Genomic DNA, 22,358 nt, shown 5'->3' with positions numbered 1-22,358 from the left:
CCTATAGCTGATTCAGCACGGTATTAGTATGTTGCTCTCCGTATAGAACAACTGGGCGTTCATCATCACTGATCACGGTAACTTGGCGTTTATCATCATCGGTATGTAACAGATCACCACTTAACACAAAGTGACGAAGCGCACCGCCAAAGGCTTTTTGTATATTATCTGGTGTGAAGACCTTCTCAGTTGGTCCCTCATCCAACACAGTACGATTAACAAAGACCGTTCTATCGCAAAATTCAGGAATGCTACCTAAGTTATGCGTTGATACTAAAATGACTTTACCCTCCTCTCGCAATACTTTTAGCAATTGCATAATGTGCTCTTCTGTTTTTACATCAACACCTGTGAAAGGTTCATCTAATAAAATGACCTGGCTCTCTTGTGCTAATGCGCGTGCTAAGAATATACGCTTTTTCTGGCCACCGGATAACTCGCCAATTTGACGGTGACGGTAGTCTTGCATGTTCACACGACGTAAAGCTTGATCAACCATTTCACGGTCTTTAGCTGAACTCATACGCAACATATTCATATGCCCGTAACGCCCCATCATCACCACATCTTCCACTAAGATAGGGAAATCCCAATCGATCTCTTCTGATTGGGGGACATAAGCAACAATGTTGCTCTTTAGTGCTTGTTTGACTGATAAACCTAAGATATTTACTGAACCAGTTTTTAAATTCACTAAGCCCATAATAGACTTAAAGATAGTCGATTTACCGCTGCCGTTGATACCCACTAACGCAGTGATAGAGCCTTTAGGTAAAGTAAAACTGGCATCATGAATAGCGGTAAAGCCATTTCTATAAGTTACTGTAATATCATTTACTTTTATATTGTTTGCTGTTGTTTGTTTATTTAGCATCTTGGTTTACTCCCGCTGCAATCCGACTTAATGTCGTCGTTAACAAGTCAATATAAGTAGGGACAGGACCATCTGTATTACTCAATGAATCAACATAAAGGACACCCGCGTATAACGCCCCCGTTTCTCTTGCTACCTGCTGGGCTGGTTTAGCGGAGACCGTACTTTCACTAAACACTGCATTAATATTATTTAAACGCATCGTATCAATGACCTCTTTAACTTGTTGTGGTGTGCCTTGAGCATCTGAGTTCATTGGCCATAGGTATAGCTCTTTTAAACCATAATCTCGCGCTAGGTAACTGAATGCGCCTTCACTGGTCACCAACCAGCGTTGTTGCTCTGGTACTGCTGAAATTTGGGCTTTGAAAGGTGCAACCGCAGCAATAATCTGCTCACTATATTGCTTAGCGTTAGCATTGTAAGTTGCTGCGTGACTTGGATCGTGCTCAACGAGTGCTGCTCGAATATTATCAACATAAATCAATGCATTAGGAGCTGACATCCAAGCATGTGGATTCGGTTTGCCAGAATAAGCCCCTTGTGTAATACCCATCGGTTCAATACCATCAGAAACAATCACTTTTGGCACATTTTTTAAGTTATTAAAAAATTTATCAAACCATAGCTCTAGATTTAACCCGTTATAAAGGATCATATCTGCGCCCTGCGCACGACGTAAATCACCCGGTGTAGCTTGATAATTATGGATTTCCGCATTAGCTTTAGTAATTGACTCTACAATGGCGGCATCACCGGCAACATTTTTTGCCATATCAGCTATAACAGTAAAAGTGGTCACCACTTTAAATTTGTCATTCGATGCTGCATACCCTGCTTGAGCCTGAAAAATAAGCATCAACACAACAAATAAAGTTCTTAACATACAACCCGCCTATCCAATTAGTTTAATAAGTAAACTAAAGATAGCAGTTCAATATTTCAATCGCAAATGATATTCATTATCAACTTGATAGGTGTTACAGATTGATTGTTTTTGCATAAAAAAATACACTGGTTTATCTATCAATTACAAATGGGGTCAAAATGAAAAAAACAGCGTTAATTTTATTAGGTGGTGTATTACTTGCTGGTTGTCAAACTACCAATACAGAAACAACTGATAGCAGCACAACAGATACAACAAGCACAGTAACTAGTTTAACCAATAACCTACTAGAAACTAATTTCCCAAGCTTAACTTGCGCTGAGATCAAACAAACGTTTGTGGATTATGAAGCAAAAATGACTAGCCTAGAAAGCAGCTCTAGCCTATTAACAACTGCAGGCATCAGTACTGCAACGGCAACAGAAAAAATGCAAACAAGCTACGACACAGCTAAAGAGATAGCAACACCTGTAATGACTGCCAAAGGTTGTACTGAAACACTGTAGTATTTTCTTTCTTATATAAAGTACTCAATATTTGAGTACTTTAATTTTCTCCCAAAAAGTATCAAGTATCTTCTCAAAACCACTCGAAACTTAAGTAAATTATTTAAGCTCAGCTATATCAATCACTCATGAATTTGTTATCTTATATAGACCGTATTAACATTTTACGTATAAAAAAATAAATATTTTATAGGGGCGCGCTAATACATTGGCTGCGCCTTTTTTATTGGAGAAATATAATGTCAAATACAAGCCAAACCTATCAAAAATTAACCCCTGAATGCCAACTAGATGCACTCGCGAGTATTGGTATTTACCCTGAGACAGGCTTGTTAGCACTCAACTCTTATGAAAATAGAGTTTTTTCTTTCACCGATGAGCAACAACAGCGTTATGTGGTAAAGTTTTATCGTCCAGAACGTTGGAATGAACAACAATTACTAGAAGACCATGTATTTTCTAAAAAACTCACTGAAGCAGGCCTGCAGTTATCAGCACCTTTAGAGATTGATGGCAGTACATTGCATAATTTTGCTGGTTATTTCTTTGCATTATTTGAAAATTTATCTGCACGTTCACTCGCCGTGGATGATGTAGATAGTTTGTATGAAGTAGGCATAGCGTTGGGTAAATTACATAAAGTAGGCGCTCAGCATCAATTTACCCAGCGTCCTTCGTTATCTATCGACAGCACCATAAAAACGGCCATTGAAGCATTAAGAAACTGTCAATTTATACCTACAAGTATTCATGCAGACGTATTTCAAACATTGCAAGATTTACACTATAAAATCACCACAAAAAAACTACCTAAGCTGACGATGATCGCTATACACGGTGATGCGCACGCCAGTAATATCTTACTAAAAGAAGGGCAACCGTACTGGGTAGATTTCGATGATTGTAAAATGGGTCCTGCGGTACAAGACGTGTGGATGTTATTACATGGCGATCGAAATGAGCAGTTATTACAAATTTCTATGATTTTAGAAGGTTACCAAGAAGAATATGAGTTTGAAACGGAACAATTAGCTTACATTGAAGTCCTACGTACTCTACGCATGATTAATTACACTGCATGGATTCATAATCGATGGGAAGATCCGGCGTTTTCTCGTAACTTTCCATGGTTTATAACAGAACAATATTGGAAAGAGTGGTTACAATCGTTACAACAACAGTTAGTATTATTAGATGAAGCACCTATCATGCTTCAGCCACACTATTAATTTTTACATCATAAAATCACAACAATGATAATAAAGGATCACATAATGAAAAAGGTTTTTGCTCTATTAATCGGTTTGTTTTTACTGCCGTTAAGTGTTCAAGCTGCAGACTTTGAAGAAGGTACTCACTATGACGTTATTAAACAAACAGCGACTGATAAACCTGAAGTATTAGAGTTTTTCTCTTTCTATTGCCCACACTGTTTCAAGTTTGAACCGCTAATGAAAAACCTTGAAAAAGAGTTACCTGCTGATGTAGCTGTTAAGAAAAGCCACGTTAATTTCTTAGGTGGAGCAATGGCAGACGAAGTCACTAAAGCTTATGCTGCTGCAGATCTGTTAGATGTGAAAGAAGAAGTAACTAGCATTATCTTTGATCAAATCCACGTACAACGTAAAGCGATCAATAACGAACAAGATATACTTGATATCTTTGCTAAGGCTGGCATCTCAGAAAAAGAAGCAAAAGGTGCTTTAGCTAGCTTCCCTGTAAACGGTATGGCAGCACAAATGAAACGTAATACTGAAACATTTAAAGTGCGTGGTGTACCAACTCTAATTGTTAACGGTAAGTACAAAGTAAATACAGGTTCAGTTAAAAGTACTCAAGAATTCGTTGAATTAGTTAAATTTTTAACTAAAAAAACAGACTAAAAACCTAGTTTTAAACACCCCAATTTAAAATAAAAAGCCACATTAGTGGCTTTTTTCATTTTTATGGCATAATAGCGGCGTCAAAAAGGGGAGATGACCGTTGAAAACCATGTTTAATAATTCAGCACAAATGAAAAGTGCTATTAAAGAACTGCACAACAACAAAGAGTCTACTAAGGCTCAGATTGTTGCTATCAGTGGAATTGAGGGCAGTGGCAAACGTGAACTAACCGAAAAAATTGCAGCAGCTTTAAGATTAGATGGCCTGAATGTCGCGGTAATTCACACCGATGATTGGGAAGCCAGTAAGGATGTTCGCTTCAATATAATGAACAGTCCAGAAGAATATTACCTAAATGCATACCGTTTTGATGAGATGTTTGAAGAGTTAATTCTTCCACTTAAACTATTTGGTAGCATTAAGACATCAGTTAACTTAGATGATGCAGAATCACCTCGTACCGTTGATTACCACTTTAATGATATCGATATAATCCTGATCGAGGGGGTATATCTGTTACAAGAAGCTTATCTAGATTTATACGATTACAGTTGTTGGGTGAAAAGTAATTTTGAAACAGCACGTAAACGCCTACATGAACAAGTTAATATTGAAGAATCACAGGAAGCCTTAGTTAATCTATTTGAATTGTTAATTAAACCAGCTGGACAATACCACCTCTATGCAGATGACCCTATTGGTAACAGCAGATCAATTTATCTAGAAGAAGCTCAGCTCGACAATGAATAGCCATTCAGCGTTTAACCCAGAAAACCGCCATAGTGCATACATACAGTTTGAGCGCGATGAATGGGCTGACCTACGCGACAATGTAAAGCTCACTTTGTCAGAAGAGGATATCAAACAATTACAGGGGATTAATGAATCTTTATCCATGCAAGAAGTCATTGATATCTATCTACCCTTGTCGCGTTTACTTAACTTGTACGTAGGTGCGCGGCAATATCGCCATACGGTCCGAGATAAATTCCTTAACTCACATAATGAAAAAGTCCCTTATATTATTGGAATTGCCGGCAGTGTTGCGGTTGGTAAAAGTACTTCTGCACGTATTCTACAAGCGTTGTTATCACGCTGGCCAGAACACCCAAAAGTGGCCTTAGTGACAACAGATGGCTTTTTACGCCCTAATAAAGAGTTAGTTGCACGTAATTTAATGCATAAGAAAGGTTTCCCAGAAAGCTTTGATATTAAAGCTTTAATTGATTTTGTTTCGGCAATAAAATCTGGACAAGAGAAAGTGACAGCACCGGTTTATTCACATTTAACTTATGACATTATGACTGATCAATCTTTGCATGTTGAACAGCCTGATATCGTTATTTTAGAAGGGCTAAATGTACTACAAACAGCAGCCTCAACTGAGGGTGATCAATCACATCGTACGTTTGTTTCTGATTTTGTCGACTTTTCTATTTTTGTTGATGCTGAAACCGATCTATTAAAAACTTGGTATATACAGCGTTTCTTAAAATTTCGAGAGGGGGCTTTCACTGATCCTAACGCTTATTTCCATAGTTATTCGAAAATGAGTAAACGGGAAGCAGTAGGCATTGCATCGAAAATTTGGGATGAGATTAACGGTGTGAATTTAGAGGAAAATATACGTCCAACACGCGATAGAGCTAATTTAATTCTGAAAAAATCAACCAACCACCAGGTCAGCCAGGTGCAATTGCGTAAATAAAAGACAATAAAAAAGACGCTAATTGCGCCTTTTTAATGTCTAATGAACTTAAAGAATAATATCTTTTAAGTTTGGATCTTTACGGTCTAGGTAGTGCGTAGACTTAATACGACGCACTGTACGCGACTTACCACGTACTAATAACGTTTCAGTCGTTGCTAGACGACCGTCAATTGATACGCCTTCTACTAAGTCACCTTTAGTAATACCCGTTGCAGAGAAGATAACATTATCGTTTTTCACTAAGTCTTCTAATTTTAAGACTTTGTTTACTTCGATACCAGCAGCTTCACAACGCGCTACTTCTTCTTTACCAATTTTAATATTCTCTTCTGATGGCTCTTTAACCATTGGACGAGGAATTAAACGAGCTTGCATGTTGCCATCTAATGCTCGTACAACAGCAGCCGAAATAACCCCTTCAGGTGCACCACCAATACAGTACAAAACATCAACTTGGTTATCAGGCATACAAGCTAAAACAGAGATAGCAACATCACCATCTGGAATAGCAAATACACGAATGCCCATGCCTTGCATATCTTTAATGATACGGTCATGTCGTGGTTTAGCTAATGTAGCAACAGTCAACTCAGAAAGAGATTTACCTAATGCAAATGCGATTGCTTTCAGATTTTGCTCAAGAGAACGTTCTAAGTCGATAGCATCTTTAGCATTTGGACCAACAATTAATTTTTCCATGTACATATCAGGTGCTCGTAAGAAGCTACCTTTTTCGCCTACTGCTAATACAGCTAATGCATTTGACTGACCCATTGCGGTCATGCGTGTACCTTCGATTGGATCAACAGCAATATCCACAGCATCGCCAGATCCTGTTCCAACATGCTCACCAATATACAGCATTGGCGCTTCGTCAATTTCGCCTTCACCAATCACAATTTCGCCATCGATATCAATTTGGTTGAAAATCAAGCGCATTGCTTCAACCGCAGCACCATCTGCTGTGTTTTTATCACCTCGACCTAACCATTTGTAGCCAGCAAGTGCAGCGGCTTCTGTTACTCGAGAAAATTCTATTGCTAATTCGCGTCTCATTTTATGAGCTCCCAATTTTTAAATCTAATTAAAACAAAGTGTTATTAAAAAATTAATAACAAACCTTGCTCTTATGCATCTTTATTAACGATAATTTTTACAGCTTGTTTTAGTTTCAGCATCGCTTGTTCGATAAGCTCATCTGAAATATTCAAAGCAGGTGCAAAACGTAATACGTTAGCACCAGCAACTAAGATTAATAGACCTTGTTCAGCAGCTCCTAAAAAGAAGGTTTTTGCTTGGTCTTGATATTGTTCATTTAATACAGCACCTAATAGCAGTCCAGCACCACGAACCTCTTTAAATACTGAGAATTCTTGGTTAATTTCTTGTAAATGCTGACGAATTAACTGCTCTTTACGCTTAACACCATCCAACATTTCTGGTGTATTTATTAAATCGAATGCTTTACCTGCAACAGCACAAGCTAAAGGGTTACCACCAAATGTAGTTCCATGTGTGCCTACTTTAAAGTGCGCTGCTAGGTTGCTTTTGGTTAGCATGGCTGCAATTGGAAAACCTGCCCCTAATGCTTTTGCAGAAGTCACAATATCTGGCGTGACCCCCAACGCCATATAAGCAAACAATTCACCTGTTCTACCCATACCTGTTTGCACTTCATCAAAGATCATTAATGCATTGTGTTTATCACATAAAGCACGAACACCTTGTGCAAAATCAGGTGAAATAGGCAAAACACCACCTTCGCCTTGTAAAGGTTCTAGAATCACTGCACAGGTCTTATCTGAAATTGCTTTTTCGAGTGCTGCTAAGTCATTATATTCAAGGTGCGTTATATCCGCAGGTTTAGGGCCAAAACCATCAGAGTAAGCCGATTGTCCACCAGCGGTAACAGTAAAGAATGTACGTCCATGAAAACCTTGATAAAATGCGATAATTTCTGTTTTATCAGTGCCTGCTTGATCAAAAGCAACTCGACGCGCAAGCTTTAACGCTGCTTCATTCGCTTCTGCACCTGAGTTGGCAAAAAACACTTTTTCAGCAAATGTATTATCCACTAATTTTTGCGCCAAGCTCAACGCTGGTTCATTAGTATAAATATTACTAACATGCCATAATTTTTGAGCTTGCTCTGTTAGTGCTGTGACTAATTCAGGGTGCGCGTGACCTAGCGCATTAACAGCGATACCACCTGTTAAATCAAGGTATTCGTTATCTTGTTGGTCCCACACTCGAGAGCCTTCACCGCGTACAGGGATCATTTCTAACGGAGCATAGTTTGGCACCATAACTTGATCGAATAACGGACGGGTGATGTGAGTGTTTGACATAAAGAATTCCTTTAACAATTTGAAACAGTCATAAAATAGGGGTTATAACAGCTTAATATACGCACTTATTTTGACAATCCAATAGATTGCTCAATAAAATTATTCAGGAGCGAGAGTCCTTGTTCTGAGCGAATACTTTCAGGGTGAAATTGTACCCCTTCTAACGCCATATGTTTATGACGAATCGCCATTATTTCTTGGCTTTCTATCACTCTGGCTGAAATATCAAAGCAATCAGGTAATGTATCTTCCTTCACAATCAAACTATGATAACGCGTTACGTTCAATGGGTTAGCTAAACCAGCAAAAACACCGCGATTATCGTGATCTATTAATGAGTTCTTACCGTGCATTACTTTATTTGCTCTAATTACTTTTGCACCAAATACTTGGGCAATGCTTTGATGGCCAAGACAAACACCTAATATTGGTATCTCACCAGCAAAACGCTCTATCGTTGCTAATGACACACCCGCTTCATTGGGAGTGCAAGGGCCCGGTGAAATAACGATATGATCGGGGTTTAAATCTGCAATTTCTTTTAAGTTAATTTGATCATTTCGCTTTATTATTACTTGTTGCTTTAGTTCTCCGAAGTACTGAACTAAGTTATAAGTAAAGGAATCATAGTTATCAATCATTAACAGCATAAATAGTGGCCATCTAGAACATAAAGATCCATTTTACCATTAGTCTCGTATCTAATCCTAATAACATTAAGGGGCATTAATGACTCAACAAGCTGAAACAAAACAAAAAGTATTGATCACTGGTGCATCAGGTTTAGTTGGTCGCGCTTTGACCCCTTTATTAACTTCTCAGGGTTATCAAGTCTATACTTTGCAACGAACCGTAAGCGACACGGAACCTTATTGGTTGATCGACCAACAGCAAATACACCTCAATTCAGCACCTCAACCGGACATCATTATTCATTTAGCAGGTGAAAACATCGCTAATCGACGTTGGACTGAAAAAGTAAAACAGAAAATAACTGATAGTCGTATCCAGTCAACACAACTCATCGTTGATTTTATTAATAACAGCGATACGCCTCCGAGTCTGTTCATTTGCGCTTCCGCCATTGGCTTTTATGGGAATAGTGGTCAGCAACCAGTCGATGAAGGTTCACCACAAGGTGATGAATTTGTAAGCCAATTAGCGGCTCAATGGGAACAAACTAGCCACCGAGTAAAGACTAATAGCACTAGAGTCGTTAACTTACGAACAGGAATTGTATTAAACAAACAAGAGGGAGCATTAGCTAAAATGTTGCCTGCTTTTAAAATGGGTGTTGGCGGTAAAATCGGTAAAGGTGAACAAATAATGAGTTGGATAGACTTAACCGATCAGGTTAATGCTATTTTATTTATTATGCGTAATGTGGAATTATCAGGCCCAGTTAACTTAGTTTCTCCTCATCCGGTCACTAACCGAAACTTTTCAGTGATATTAGCCAATATTTTAAACCGACCTTGTATCTTACCTTTACCTGCACTTATGGTTAAATTACTGTTTGCTGAAATGGGCGAAGCGTTATTGCTTTCAAGTACCAATGTTCGACCAACTAAACTATTAGATGCAGGGTTTACTTTTCAATATGATTTATTAGAAGAGAGCTTAAAGCATCAATTACAAGGCTAATAATAGAAGTATGGGACAGTATTTATAATTGAAGTTTATTCAGATAAGTATTTTTTAATATTGCAGAAATAGGAAAGGGCAGCCGAAGCTGCCCTTATTTTAGTCTAATCTATCTGATCCATGATAGTTGATGCTCCCTGCGTTACATCCCTTTGACTAATGCCATACTAGGCGTCCACTTCCCAAATCCTTTGGGCTCGTTCCTTGTTACATCCTTATGAGATAAACATCCTGTTTACCCGTCATCTCCCTTTCCTTAGGAGGTGTCCTTCTTTGCCATCCTGGCTTAATAACCACAATCCTAGTAGTCACTAATAACTTCATCCTGAAGTGTCCTGCTTTCCCTAATTATAAAACATCCTGTTTTATAAACTCTCATCCTGAGAGGTCCTAATTGCCATCCTAGCAATGCATCGAGTCATTGTTTACATCCTGTAAAGCGTTTCCCCTTTGCGAGACAAAGAATACGACCTTTTTCTAAATAATAATGGCATAAGAGAAGAAATTTTATATTGCATCACAGAACAAAAAAACAACAAACAACTTAATAACAATGACTTAGTATAATATTTATTGATTAAAAGAGTATTAAACTTGTTTTAAATAATGCAATAACCTCTCTTAGCAATGGTCGATCTCTCACAAGATAAAAACATACGGTAAGATATTTATTATTCTAAATTGGTTAATGGTATAAAAATACAACTATTAGCGGGTGGGAGCTGTTGAATAACTGCTAAAAGGTGAGCAGTACAAACAAAAAATCCCAGGCAATGCCCGGGATTTTATTTTAAATCTAACTTATTAGTTGATTAGAAGTTGTAACGGATACCCGCTACTAAAGAATCTTCTGCATCATCAATTTGGTTAAATTGGTAAGTTACGTATGTACGGATTAATTTGTTGAAACGGTACTGACCTTCAACTGCATAGAAATCAGCAGTATCTACATCATCAATCTCTTGTTGAGCAATAATACCAATCATACGGAATTGCTTAGTAAACTTGTATTGCAGTGCAATTTCGATTGACGTCATATCAGAAATTTCATCTGCCTCATTAAATGCATCACCCGTTGCGTATGAAGCAGCACCATAGAAATCACCTACAGAGTAAGCTGCTGCGATAGTTGTTTGTGTTTCATCTGTTTGTGCATCTGTATGTGCGATACCTAGGTCTAAACCGAAGTCACTAGAGTAAAGGGCAGAGATAGCAACAGAATCTTGATCATCTTCATCAGAACCTGTGAAGTTAGCTTGCACTGTTACTGAATCAGCAAATGTACCTGAATATAAGAAAGTTGTGTTTTCTTTATCAGATGAAGCATCAAATACTTGTTGGTAACCTGAATGAACAGAAGCAATATCTGTCATATCAGAAACTTGTACGTTAGCAGTATCTTGGCGACCGTAAGAGAAATCACCAATTGATGTACCAAAGCCAGCAAATAAGTAACGGTTATCAACTGTTTCACCAGGTTCGATTTGGTATTCCATGAAACCAAAACCTGTTAGGTTGTCAGTAATTTGAGTTTTGCCGCCAAAGTTAATGCGAGCACGGCTTTTATCTTCAACAGAACCATCACCAGTATCTTTAAACTCAGCACGTACTTCAGCACGACCACCAATTTTAAGTGTAGTACCGTCTTGATCATATACAGTTGCAGATTGAGCCGTTGCAGAAACAAGACCCGCCAAAATTGCTGTTGCTAATAGTGTTTTTTTCATGATTCATCCGTGTTTAGATTTCAAATAATATTTAAGGAATATAATTTTTTGTTTTGCAGCTTATTGCTGTTTACGGAGAAGCAGTCTAGGGATTGAATATGACAAAAATATTGCGGATATATTACATTTTAAAAAGTTCAATTTCTTTGTAGGAGTTATAATAGAAGGGTGGAAATAAAAAAGCCGCAATACAGCGGCTTCATATATCATGGAAAATGGTAATTTTATTTACCAATACAGAAGCTAGAAAATATACGTCCTAATAAGTCATCAGAGGTGAACTCTCCAGTGATTTCGCTTAAGTGTTGCTGCGTGAGACGTAATTCTTCGGCAAGTAACTCACCGGCTTTATATTCTTCTAATTGAATCTTACCTTCTAAAAGATGTTTCTCAGCTTGATCAATCGCTTGCAAGTGACGACGACGAGCCATAAAACCACCTTCAGTATTACCTTGATAACCCATAATATCTTTTAAATGTTGTTTTAATTGATCAACACCTAAGCCTGTTTTCGCTGAAATACGGTAAACAGGGTGGTTATCATGCTCAGTCATTTGCAATGATTCACCAGTTAAATCTGCCTTATTACGTACCACAGTTAAACCAACATCTGCAGGTAATTTTTCGATAAAGTCAGGCCAAATCTCATGCGGATCTTCTGCATTAGTTGTCGTTGCATCTAACATAAATAAAATACGATCAGCATTTTTTATTTCTGTCCAAGCACGTTCAATACCAATACGTTCAACCTCATCGGCACCTTCACGTAAGCCAGCTGTATCAATAATATGCAAAGGCATACCATCAATATGGATATGTTCACGCATTACATCGCGTGTTGTACCTGCTATATCGGTTACAATCGCACTTTCTTTACCTACTAATGTATTAAGTAGACTAGATTTTCCGGCATTAGGGCGGCCAGCAATAACGACTTTCATACCATCACGTAAAATAGCACCTTGTTTTGCCTGTTCTTTTACCGCATTTAGGTTATCAATAATCTGATATAAGTCTTTGGCAATTTTACCATCGCTTAAAAAGTCCACTTCTTCTTCAGGGAAATCAATAGAAGCTTCAACGTAGATACGTAAATAGATTAGACTTTCAACAAGATCATTAATTTTATGAGAAAATTCACCCTGTAACGAATGCAGTGCACTTTTAGCGGCTTGCTCAGAACTTGCTTCAATTAAATCAGCAATTGCCTCTGCTTGCGCTAAATCGAGCTTGTCATTCATAAATGCACGCTCAGAGAACTCACCAGGGTTTGCACTACGAAGGTTTTTGATAGTTAGAATAGCTTTGATCAACATATCCATCACCACTGGACCACCATGGCCTTGTAGTTCAAGTACATCTTCCCCAGTAAAGGAGTTAGGTCCTTTAAAGAGTAACGCAATTCCTTGATCTAAAACTTGTTTATCTTGGTCATAGAAAGGTAAGTACTCGGCATAACGTACTTTCGGCTTTTTACCTAAAATAATCTCTGCTACGGCTTCTGCATCAGGACCAGAAACGCGCACAATGCCTACACCACCACGCCCTGGCGCAGTTGCTTGAGCAACAATAGTATCAGTAGCTTTTATCATGTTCTGTTCCTAACTTAAAAAATGAAGCCAATAAAAAAGGCGACTATTATAGTCGCCTTTTATCAATTACTAAATAATAGAATTATTTCTTAGCACTTAAGCCGTTTTTTTCGAATTGACGATAAATAACGGTTTGTTGTACTAGTGTCACGATATTACTCATTAACCAGTAAAGTACTAGACCAGCTGGGAACCATAAGAAGAAGAAGGTAAATACCACTGGCATAAACTTCATAATCTTCTGCTGCATTGGGTCTTGAACTGTTGCTGGAGACATTTTCTGAATAAAGAACATACTCACACCCATTAAGATAGGTAAAATGTAGTATGGGTCTTGTACCGATAAATCTTGGATCCAGAACATAAATGGTGCATGGCGTAGTTCAACCGCCTCCATTAATGACCAGTATAAAGCGATGAATATAGGCATCTGTAACAAGATAGGGAAACAACCACCTAATGGGTTCACTTTCTCTTCTTTGTACATTTCCATCATTGCTTTTGATACTTTCTGGCGATCTTCTCCGTAACGCTCACGTAACGCTTGAATTTTAGGTTGTAATAGACGCATTTTAGCCATTGACGTGTATTGTGCTTTTGTCAGTGGGTATAAAAGGCCTTTCACTGTGAATGTAATTAAGATGATTGCAACACCCCAGTTACCCACAATACCTTGGAAGAATAACAACAGTTTGAATAATGGTTGTGCAAGCCACCATAACCAACCGTAATCAACAGTTAAGTCTAAGCTTTCGCCCACTTGTGACATTTCATCTTGCAACTTAGGACCAATCCATAAGTTAGTAGAGAATTTTTCAGTACTGTTAGGTGCAATCGTTTTGATTGGTGATTTAAAACCAATAGCTGCATCTTTGTTTTGAATAACATTAGTGTATAACACATTATTATCATTAGCATTAGGTACCCAAGCAGAAACGAAGTAGTGTTGTAGCATCGCTACCCAACCACCTTGAGTCGTCTCACTTAAGTTACGCTCAACCATATCGTCAAATGTGTATTTACTGTATTTAGTATCATCTGTTGAGAATGCACCACCACGATAAACAGGCATCATTAAGTTAGTAGAGTGCTCTTTTAACGATTCTTTTAATTGACCGTATAATTGAACATTTACATCACTCGCTGATTTATTTTCAATTGTGTAATCAACTGTTACGTTGTATTCACCACGTTTTAAAGTAAACGTTTTAGTAAATACGTTACCAGCTTGGTCTACATAACGTAACGCAGTAGATACAGAATCTTCACCATCCGCTAAAACGTTTTCTTTACTATTTGTACTGTAGTAAGGGCGACCTTTAGGGTTTGCATCTGGGCCTTGTTTACCAATCAATCCACTTTGTGCAATATAGGTAAAGCCGTTTGCATTTTCTAATAAACGAAATGGAACACCAGAATCTAACTCGTCATCATGTTCAATTAGGTCTGCAACAACAACATCACCGCCTACTAAGGTTATTTCTAAACGTAGTTGGTCATTTTCTAATACAGTAATTGCATTAGTCGGCGCTTGTGTTGGTACTTGTGCTGCAACAGAAGAATGGTCTTCAGAAGAAGCTGGAATATCAGCGCTATGATTACTAGTCGATGGTACTGATGATTGTGAAGTGCTTTGTTCAGTCGTTTGCGCTGCAGCAACTGGCTGAGGGTTTTGCTCGGTAACCCATGCTTGATACAGCAAAAAGCTAACAAACAATAGTGCGAGGAAAAGTAAATTGCGTTGTGATTCCATAACGTATTCGATCTCTAAGGTTTAGGTTTATTTTTAGTTGCGCAACAAGGAGGTACAGGATCATATCCTCCTTCATTAAAGGGATGGCATTTTACAAGACGACGAGCGGCTAGCCAACATCCTTTTATCATACCATGACTCTTTATGGCAGCTATCGCATAATGTGAACAACTTGGCGTAAAACGACAACGAGGTCCAAGAATGGGACTTATAACTAGCTGATAACCACGAATGAATTTAATTGCTATCCATTGCAACGCTGCACTAATTTTCGCCATAACTTATCTAATACCTTATGAAGCTCTTGATTTGATAAATCAGCAATACCAGCTTTAGCAACAACGACAATATCGATGTTAGGAAGCTCATGTTGTTGAAGACGGAAATGATCTCTTACTATGCGACGGATACGATTACGACCTACAGCATGTTTAATGTGCTTTTTAGGAATAGCCATACCAATACGAGGATGTTCAAAGGTATTTTTTCTAGCAAGAAGAGTTAAATGCGGAGATACTGCTGGAATAGCATTTTTAAATACAGGTTGAAAATCTTCGGGAGTTAACAGACGTAACTCCCGAGAAAACGAATAATTCACCACGTCTGGTAAATTATGCGCTTAAGCTAGCGCGGCCTTTAGCACGACGACGAGCTAATACGGCACGACCGTTCTTAGTCGCCATACGAGTTCTAAAACCGTGTGAACGCTTACGCTTTGTGTTGCTTGGTTGAAAAGTACGTTTCATGCTCTTTTCCACTTATTGTTAAGTACTGTACAGTAGCTAATTTTTTCAATCTAGTAGTGCTTAATCACTTCGGAAAGTCATTAACCAATATTAATCGAAAGCGTCAGCCGATTAAAAAGAGAGCGAATTCTATTGATTGATCGACTAAAAGTCAATCAGAGATGCTTCTTTCTGGTAGATTAAATTCATTTTCTTTAGAATTAAATAATAAAGAAATAAATAAACACTACGAGCCAAACTCAAAAGTTAGGGTGGCGCGATTATATATAAGCGACACTAATAAGCAAGGATCTTCCGCGATCTTATAAATTAAGATTTGTAAATAGTTAAATAAGTATGTTGTGGATAAAGTTCTGTGCCCTTGATGTTACCTAGTTAGAACCTTGTGGATGCTTTAACCACTGAATGAGATAAATTTCAAGGATCTTTTTTTTCTTTTTGTTGCTTGATCTTATGGCATCATGACGATCTTATCGGTAGAATTATCCGCCCTAATGAATCTACTGGAGTTCCACAATGTCCCTGGCTATTTGGCAAGAATGTTTAGCACAATTAAAAGACGAGCTATCAGCTGGAGACTTTAGTACTTGGTTACGCCCTTTACAGGCAGAATACGACAATCATACTTTGTCATTATACTCGCCAAATAAATATACTAGTGAATGGGTACGAGAAAAGTACATGGATATCATTGAAACTAAATTGCAAACCTTGGCACATGAAGTCGATCCTAATCTCAGCATTAAAATACGTTTATTAGTCGGCACAGCAAATGCTGCAACGAATAATCCAACAGTATCAAAAGCAGCACCGGTACAAAATACAAACCAACCTTGGGAAGGCGAATCAAAATCTTTAAATATCGCCCATAAAAGTAATTTAATTAAAAAATATACCTTTGATAACTTTGTTGAAGGTAAATCGAATAATTTTGCTATTGCTACTACACAACAGATTGCAGAAAATCCAGGCGGTGTTTACAACCCACTCTTTTTATATGCACATCCAGGTTTAGGCAAAACGCATTTATTACATGCTGTAGGTAATGCCATTGTTTCAGAAAACCCTGAAAGCAAAGTAGTGTATATTCGTTCTGAACGGTTTGTACAAGATATGATCAATGCAATTCGTAACAATACCATTGAACAGTTTAAAGAGTATTACGCATCTCTTGATGCACTATTAATAGATGATATTCACTTCTTCGCAGGTAAAGAACGCTCACAGGAAGTATTATTCCAAACATTCAACTCTATGTTAGATGGCCACCAGCAGGTTATTTTAACCAGTGACCGCTTTCCAAAAGAGATTGAAGGTATCGATGAACGATTACGTACTCGTTTTGGTTGGGGTTTATCTATTCCAATCGATCCACCTGAATTAGAGACGCGTGTTGCTATCTTGATCAGTAAAGCAGAAGAACGTGGTTTAACATTGCCTGATGATGTAGCCTTCTTTATTGCTAAGCGTTTAACCATTACTGATGTTCGTGTATTAGAAGGCGCGATTGCCAACATCTCAGCTAAAGCTCAATTTACCGGTCAAGATATCACTATCTCACTGGTACAGGATGCATTACGTGATATGTTAGCGGTGCACACTAAGCAAACGACTGTAGATAATATTCAAAAAGTAGTCGCTGAACATTACCGTATTAAAATTTCAGATATGTCTTCAAAACGACGTACACGAACCGTTGCGCGCCCACGTCAAATTGCTATGGCACTTGCTAAAGAGTTAACACAACATAGCTTACCTGAAATAGGTGAAGCTTTTGGTGGTCGTGACCACACAACGGTATTACACGCTTGTCGTAAAGTTGAAGAACTACGTCGTGAAAATAACGATATTCAAGAAGACTATAAAATACTTATTCGCACCTTATCGATGTAAAAAAGGCTTATCTCATGAAGTTTACTATTTCCCGTGAAATATTATTAAGACCATTACAACTTGTGGTTGGCTCGGTTGCAGGTGGTCGCCCAGCTTTACCGATCATGGGTAATATCCTGATTGAAGTAAAAGATAACTTTTTAAACTTAACAGGTACTGATTTAGAAGTTGAATTAATGGCTCAAATACCATTAGAGCAAGCTTCTGAAGAGGGTGCTATTACCGTACCAGCACGTAAACTATTGGATATATGCCGTGGTTTAGCAGACCCTTGCGAAGTCACTTTTGAAGTGAAAAATGAACGCGTTACTGTAAGATCAGGGCGTAGTAGGTACTTACTATCAACTTTGCCTTCAATCGATTTCCCGAATATTGAATCTTGGCAGAGTCTGATTGAATTAACTGTGCCACAAAACGAATTTAAAAAGCTAATTGAGTTCACTCAGTTTGCAATGGCGAGTCAAGATGTTCGTTACTATCTAAATGGTATGTTTTTTGAAGTATCAGGCAACACTTTACGCAGTGTATCAACCGATGGTCATCGTTTAGCTTCATGTGCCATTAACATTGATCAAGCCATTGAAGAGCAATCTGTAATTGTGCCTCGTAAAGGGGTATTAGAGTTAGTTAAGCTACTTGATAAAGACCAAGCAAATGTCACAATTCAATTGGGCAAAAATAACTTACGTGCAGTGATTGATGGTTTTGTGTTTACCACCAAGTTAGTGGACGGGCGCTTCCCTGATTACCGTCGAGTTATTCCACGTAATGGTGATAAAGAACTTATTTCTAGTCGTGAAACACTTAAACAAGCTTTTAGTCGAGCTGCTATTTTATCTAATGAGAAATTCCGTGGCGTACGTTTAACCTTGTCTGAAAATCTTTTAAAAATTACCGCTAATAACCCTGAGCGAGAAGAAGCTGAAGAGTATATTGATGTTGATTACCAATCGGCAGAATTAGAGATAGGCTTTAATGTAAGCTATGTATTAGATGTACTAAACACATTAAAAAGTGAACAAGTTAAAATAACATTTAGCACTTCAGACCACAGTGCGTTAATTGAGTCGCTTGATAGTGATGACTCACTATATGTATTAATGCCAATGCGTTTATAGCAGTCTAATATCTTATCTACTGATGATATCGACAAGATGGCGATAACAATTACTGCATGCTACTTCACTCAGGAAACTGATTAATGTCGTTACAGAAATTAATCATTAATCAGTTCCGTAATATCGAGACTGCTTCTCTTACTTTTGATGCAAAAGTAAACCTGATCATTGGTGATAATGGCAGTGGTAAATCTTCTCTATTAGAAGCAATTTACTTTCTTGGACTAGGGCGTTCTTTTCGCACCCATCTTACTAATAGAGTCATTCAATACGAACAAACTCATTTCACAATTTACAGTGAAATTAATCATCAAGATCGTGTATTTCCGATTGGACTACAAAAGTCTAAAGGCGGTGAAACTACTCTTAAAATTGATGGTCAAATAGTCAAGAAATTAGCATCTCTAACCCAATATATTCCGATGCAATTAATCACTCCAGAAAGTTATACTTTATTGTCTGGTAGCCCTAAGAATCGTCGCGCCTACTTAGATTGGGGTGTTTTTTACCATGATCCGATGTTTTACAGTAACTGGGCTCGCATAAAGCGACTTTTAAAACAAAGGAATGCCGCTTTAAAGCAATGTAACGCTTACAAAGAGCTTCAAGTATGGGATAATGAACTTTGTGTCTTGAGTGAGCAGATAAGCGCTCAGAGGGCTGATTATTTTGCAAAATTACAGCCTTTAATAACACAAACTATTAAAGATTTTTTGCCTGAGTTTACTATCGAAAGTAAATTCTTTTGTGGATGGGATAAAAATAACAAATCGTTAGCTGAATATTTATCCGATAATTTTCATCGAGATAAGCAATTAGGTTATACGAGTATTGGTCCACAAAAAGCCGACTTAAAATTAAAAATCAAAAGCTTACCTGTTGATGATGTGTTATCAAGAGGACAATTAAAGTTACTTGTTTACGCATTACGATTAGCACAAGGTTTATTTTTAAACGCAGTGGATCATAAGCAATGTGTTTTTTTAATAGATGACTTTAGTTCAGAGCTAGATAAAAACAAACAAGTGGTATTAGCAAAACATATTAAAGAGTCTAGTGCTCAAGTATTTATCAGTGCCATTAGTGAAAATGGAATTGATGATTTATTTACAGAATGCAACCTGTTTCACGTGAAACAGGGGAAAATTACAGTAGAAAGGTGAAAGTTTTATGGCTGAGAATAGTTATGATTCGTCAAGTATTAAAGTACTAAAAGGGTTAGATGCCGTTCGAAAACGCCCTGGCATGTATATCGGTGATACCGATGATGGTACCGGTCTACACCACATGGTTTTCGAAGTTTTAGATAACTCAATCGATGAAGCTTTGGCAGGTCACTGTAACGATATTATTTGTACTATTCATAGCGATGGTAGTGTATCAGTACGAGATGATGGCCGTGGTATCCCAGTAGATATTCATGAAGAAGAAGGTGTATCGGCAGCAGAAGTTATTATGACTGTTCTGCACGCAGGTGGTAAATTTGATGATAACTCTTATAAAGTATCAGGTGGTTTACACGGTGTTGGTGTTTCAGTAGTAAATGCCTTATCAGATAAGTTACGTTTAACTATTAAACGTAGTGGACACATTCATCAACAATCATACTCACTTGGTGAACCAGATGCACCAGTAGCGGTTATTGGTGATACTGACCAAACAGGAACAGAAATTCGTTTTTGGCCAAGCCCATCTACTTTCTCTAAAACGACGTTTAATTACGACATTTTAGCAAAACGTCTACGTGAACTATCTTTCTTAAACTCAGGTGTTTCAATAAAGTTAATTGACAAACGTGAAGACGATAAATCTGACCACTTTCATTATGAAGGTGGTATACAAGCATTTGTTGAATACTTAAATCAAAACAAAACACCTATTCATAATAAAGTATTTCATTTTAATACAGAACATGAAGATGGCACAGCAGTTGAAGTTGCAATGCAGTGGAATGATGGTTTCCAAGAAAACATCTATTGTTTCACAAACAATATTCCACAACGAGATGGTGGCTCCCACTTAACAGGTTTCCGTGGTGCTCTAACCCGTACTTTAAACTCTTATATTGAAAAAGAATTGGCTAAAGTCAAAAATAATAAAAACAAAACGACAACTGAAGGTGGAGACTCTCGAGAAGGTTTAACGGCGGTTATTTCAGTAAAAGTACCTGATCCAAAATTCTCTTCACAAACAAAAGACCGTTTAGTGTCATCAGAAGTACGTCCGATTGTTGAAGGTGCAATGAATGAACGCCTACAGGATTTCTTATTAGAGAATCCTACCGAAGCTAAAATCATTGTTAACAAAATTGTTGATGCAGCAAGAGCACGTGAAGCGGCGCGTAAAGCCCGTGATATGACGCGTCGTAAAGGTGCATTAGATTTAGCAGGTTTGCCAGGTAAACTAGCAGATTGCCAAGAGAAAGACCCAGCGCTTTCTGAACTATACATAGTGGAAGGGGACTCGGCTGGCGGAAGTGCGAAACAAGGCCGATCTCGTAAAAACCAAGCTATCTTGCCACTTAAAGGTAAAATCCTAAACGTTGAAAAAGCGCGTTTTGATAAGATGTTATCTTCACAGGAAGTAGCAACACTGATCACCGCACTTGGTTGTGGTATTGGACGTGATGAATATAACCCTGAGAAAACGCGTTACCATCGTATCATTATCATGACCGATGCCGACGTGGATGGTTCTCACATCCGTACACTGTTGTTAACTTTCTTCTATCGCCAAATGCCTGAACTGATCGAAAATGGTTTCATCTACATTGCTCAGCCTCCTTTATACAAAGTGAAAAGAGGTAAGCAGGAAACTTACATTAAAGATGATCCAGCATTACAAGCTTACTTAACCTCATTAGCTATGGATGGTGCATCTTTACATGTGAATAATGAATCTCCAGGTATTTCTGGTGTTGCGTTACAAGGTATGATCGATCGCTACCGTAACGCTCAGGATACGATTGTAAGACTATCTCGTCGTTACCCTAACGTTGTCCTTGATAAATTAATTTATCGTCCAGAATTAACCGCTGGAGGCTTAGCTAAGACAGATGTAGTAACTCCTTGGGTTGAAGAAATTGTTGAAGTGTTAAACCGTGAAGAGTTAGAAGGGACGATCTACAAAGCAGAGATTGCTAAATCAGATAATGAAATATCTAACAAGATTATCTTCACTGTACGTAAACATGGTGTTGACACTGTTTACACTTTTGATGAAGAGTTCTTTGGTTCAGTTGAATACAAGGCATTGGTGACATTAGGTACAGAAATCCAAAACCTATTGGAAGAAGGTGCTTATATTCAACGTGGTGAACGTACTAAACCAATTGATAACTTTATTGAAGCAGTTAACTGGTTAATGCATGAATCTAAACGTGGTTTATATATCCAACGTTATAAAGGACTAGGTGAAATGAATCCAAGTCAATTATGGGAAACGACCATGGACCCTAATACACGTCACATGCTACAAGTGACTGTTGAAGATGCGGTAGGTGCAGATCAATTATTTACTACATTAATGGGTGACCATGTAGAGCCTAGACGTGAGTTTATTGAAAAGAATGCATTGCGTGTAGGTAATATAGATATTTAATTACATAAATATCGATGAATTATCTGAAAAATCCAGCTTTTAAGCTGGATTTTTTTTAATTAAAATTTTAGAA

Annotated in this window: 21 protein-coding genes; 10 read left to right on the top strand and 11 right to left on the bottom strand. The window is 37.8% G+C overall.

All coding sequences use genetic code 11. The features are described from left to right. Position 1 precedes the first annotated feature (1 nt). Positions 2–874, bottom strand: coding sequence for a manganese/iron ABC transporter ATP-binding protein (locus OW492_RS15395; RefSeq protein WP_290041277.1), 873 nt, complete (start codon positions 872–874; stop codon positions 2–4). Beyond that, positions 864–1,760 (bottom strand): metal ABC transporter substrate-binding protein, encoded by an 897-nt coding sequence (locus tag OW492_RS15390; protein ID WP_354669238.1) that lies wholly within the window; start codon positions 1,758–1,760, stop codon positions 864–866. Before OW492_RS15390 ends, OW492_RS15395 begins: the two co-directional genes overlap by 11 nt. 161 nt (positions 1,761–1,921) lie before the next feature. On the opposite strand from OW492_RS15390, the gene OW492_RS15385 reads away from it, so the two are divergent. The 5 genes from OW492_RS15385 (at position 1,922) to coaA (ending at position 5,861) form a co-directional block, all read left to right on the top strand. After that, on the top strand, positions 1,922–2,269 hold the full coding sequence (locus OW492_RS15385) for a hypothetical protein (RefSeq protein WP_290041275.1): 348 nt from the start codon (positions 1,922–1,924) through the stop codon (positions 2,267–2,269). 239 nt (positions 2,270–2,508) lie between these two features. Continuing rightward, complete coding sequence (locus tag OW492_RS15380) at positions 2,509–3,498, top strand: serine/threonine protein kinase (protein ID WP_290041274.1); 990 nt, start codon at positions 2,509–2,511, stop codon at positions 3,496–3,498. Between the two features lie 45 nt (positions 3,499–3,543). Then, a complete protein-coding gene (locus tag OW492_RS15375) occupies positions 3,544–4,152 on the top strand; it encodes a thiol:disulfide interchange protein DsbA/DsbL (RefSeq protein WP_290041272.1) in 609 nt (202 codons plus the stop codon). A gap of 109 nt (positions 4,153–4,261) precedes the next feature. After that, complete coding sequence (locus tag OW492_RS15370; protein ID WP_290041360.1) at positions 4,262–4,903, top strand: uridine kinase; 642 nt, start codon at positions 4,262–4,264, stop codon at positions 4,901–4,903. Continuing rightward, entirely contained in the window at positions 4,896–5,861 is a 966-nt protein-coding gene (gene coaA / locus OW492_RS15365; protein ID WP_290041271.1) for a type I pantothenate kinase, read from the top strand. The genes OW492_RS15370 and coaA overlap by 8 nt, the downstream gene beginning before the upstream one ends. Before the next feature lie 48 nt (positions 5,862–5,909). Here the strand turns inward: coaA and glpX are convergent, their stop codons facing one another. From glpX to OW492_RS15350, 3 genes are all read right to left on the bottom strand, one after another. Beyond that, positions 5,910–6,920 (bottom strand): class II fructose-bisphosphatase, encoded by a 1,011-nt coding sequence (gene glpX, locus OW492_RS15360; protein ID WP_290041269.1) that lies wholly within the window; start codon positions 6,918–6,920, stop codon positions 5,910–5,912. Between the two features lie 71 nt (positions 6,921–6,991). Then, positions 6,992–8,212, bottom strand: coding sequence for an aspartate aminotransferase family protein (locus OW492_RS15355; RefSeq protein WP_290041267.1), 1,221 nt, complete (start codon positions 8,210–8,212; stop codon positions 6,992–6,994). Between the two features lie 65 nt (positions 8,213–8,277). Beyond that, positions 8,278–8,862 (bottom strand): aminodeoxychorismate/anthranilate synthase component II, encoded by a 585-nt coding sequence (locus tag OW492_RS15350; protein ID WP_290041265.1) that lies wholly within the window; start codon positions 8,860–8,862, stop codon positions 8,278–8,280. A 79-nt stretch (positions 8,863–8,941) separates the two neighbouring features. Here OW492_RS15350 and OW492_RS15345 point away from each other — a divergent pair, with 79 nt between their 5' ends. Further along, a complete protein-coding gene (locus OW492_RS15345; RefSeq protein ID WP_290041263.1) occupies positions 8,942–9,856 on the top strand; it encodes a TIGR01777 family oxidoreductase in 915 nt (304 codons plus the stop codon). Positions 9,857–10,668: 812 nt separating this feature from the next. Here the strand turns inward: OW492_RS15345 and OW492_RS15340 are convergent. The 6 genes from OW492_RS15340 to rpmH all read right to left on the bottom strand — a co-directional run bounded on the left by OW492_RS15340 (position 10,669) and on the right by rpmH (position 15,674). After that, entirely contained in the window at positions 10,669–11,583 is a 915-nt protein-coding gene (locus OW492_RS15340; RefSeq protein ID WP_290041261.1) for a porin, read from the bottom strand. Positions 11,584–11,807: 224 nt separating this feature from the next. After that, entirely contained in the window at positions 11,808–13,175 is a 1,368-nt protein-coding gene (gene mnmE, locus OW492_RS15335) for a tRNA uridine-5-carboxymethylaminomethyl(34) synthesis GTPase MnmE (protein WP_290041258.1), read from the bottom strand. An 82-nt stretch (positions 13,176–13,257) separates the two neighbouring features. Continuing rightward, positions 13,258–14,928: a membrane protein insertase YidC gene (gene yidC / locus OW492_RS15330; RefSeq protein WP_290041257.1), complete on the bottom strand. Its 1,671-nt coding sequence runs from the start codon at positions 14,926–14,928 to the stop codon at positions 13,258–13,260. A 14-nt stretch (positions 14,929–14,942) separates the two neighbouring features. Continuing rightward, positions 14,943–15,206 (bottom strand): membrane protein insertion efficiency factor YidD, encoded by a 264-nt coding sequence (gene yidD, locus OW492_RS15325; protein ID WP_113819718.1) that lies wholly within the window; start codon positions 15,204–15,206, stop codon positions 14,943–14,945. Then, complete coding sequence (rnpA, locus tag OW492_RS15320; protein WP_290041254.1) at positions 15,173–15,529, bottom strand: ribonuclease P protein component; 357 nt, start codon at positions 15,527–15,529, stop codon at positions 15,173–15,175. The genes yidD and rnpA overlap by 34 nt, the downstream gene beginning before the upstream one ends. 10 nt (positions 15,530–15,539) lie before the next feature. Then, positions 15,540–15,674 carry a 50S ribosomal protein L34 gene (gene rpmH / locus OW492_RS15315; RefSeq protein WP_084605455.1) on the bottom strand — a complete coding sequence of 45 codons (135 nt, stop codon included), beginning with the start codon at positions 15,672–15,674 and terminating at the stop codon, positions 15,540–15,542. A 516-nt stretch (positions 15,675–16,190) separates the two neighbouring features. Between rpmH and dnaA the strand changes: the two genes are divergently transcribed. From dnaA to gyrB, 4 genes are all read left to right on the top strand, one after another. Then, complete coding sequence (dnaA, locus tag OW492_RS15310) at positions 16,191–17,567, top strand: chromosomal replication initiator protein DnaA (protein WP_290041252.1); 1,377 nt, start codon at positions 16,191–16,193, stop codon at positions 17,565–17,567. 14 nt (positions 17,568–17,581) lie between these two features. Further along, positions 17,582–18,685 (top strand): DNA polymerase III subunit beta, encoded by a 1,104-nt coding sequence (dnaN, locus tag OW492_RS15305; RefSeq protein ID WP_290041251.1) that lies wholly within the window; start codon positions 17,582–17,584, stop codon positions 18,683–18,685. 83 nt (positions 18,686–18,768) lie between these two features. Next, positions 18,769–19,848: a DNA replication/repair protein RecF gene (gene recF / locus OW492_RS15300; protein ID WP_290041250.1), complete on the top strand. Its 1,080-nt coding sequence runs from the start codon at positions 18,769–18,771 to the stop codon at positions 19,846–19,848. A gap of 7 nt (positions 19,849–19,855) precedes the next feature. Beyond that, positions 19,856–22,285, top strand: coding sequence for a DNA topoisomerase (ATP-hydrolyzing) subunit B (gene gyrB, locus OW492_RS15295; RefSeq protein ID WP_290041249.1), 2,430 nt, complete (start codon positions 19,856–19,858; stop codon positions 22,283–22,285). Positions 22,286–22,358 lie beyond the last annotated feature (73 nt).

This window comes from Psychromonas sp. 14N.309.X.WAT.B.A12, assembly GCF_030397575.1.
Taxonomy (GTDB): Bacteria; Pseudomonadota; Gammaproteobacteria; order Enterobacterales; family Psychromonadaceae; genus Psychromonas.
The sequence above is the reverse complement of the archived record's forward strand: the minus strand, read 5'-3'. Positions and strand labels throughout refer to the sequence as shown.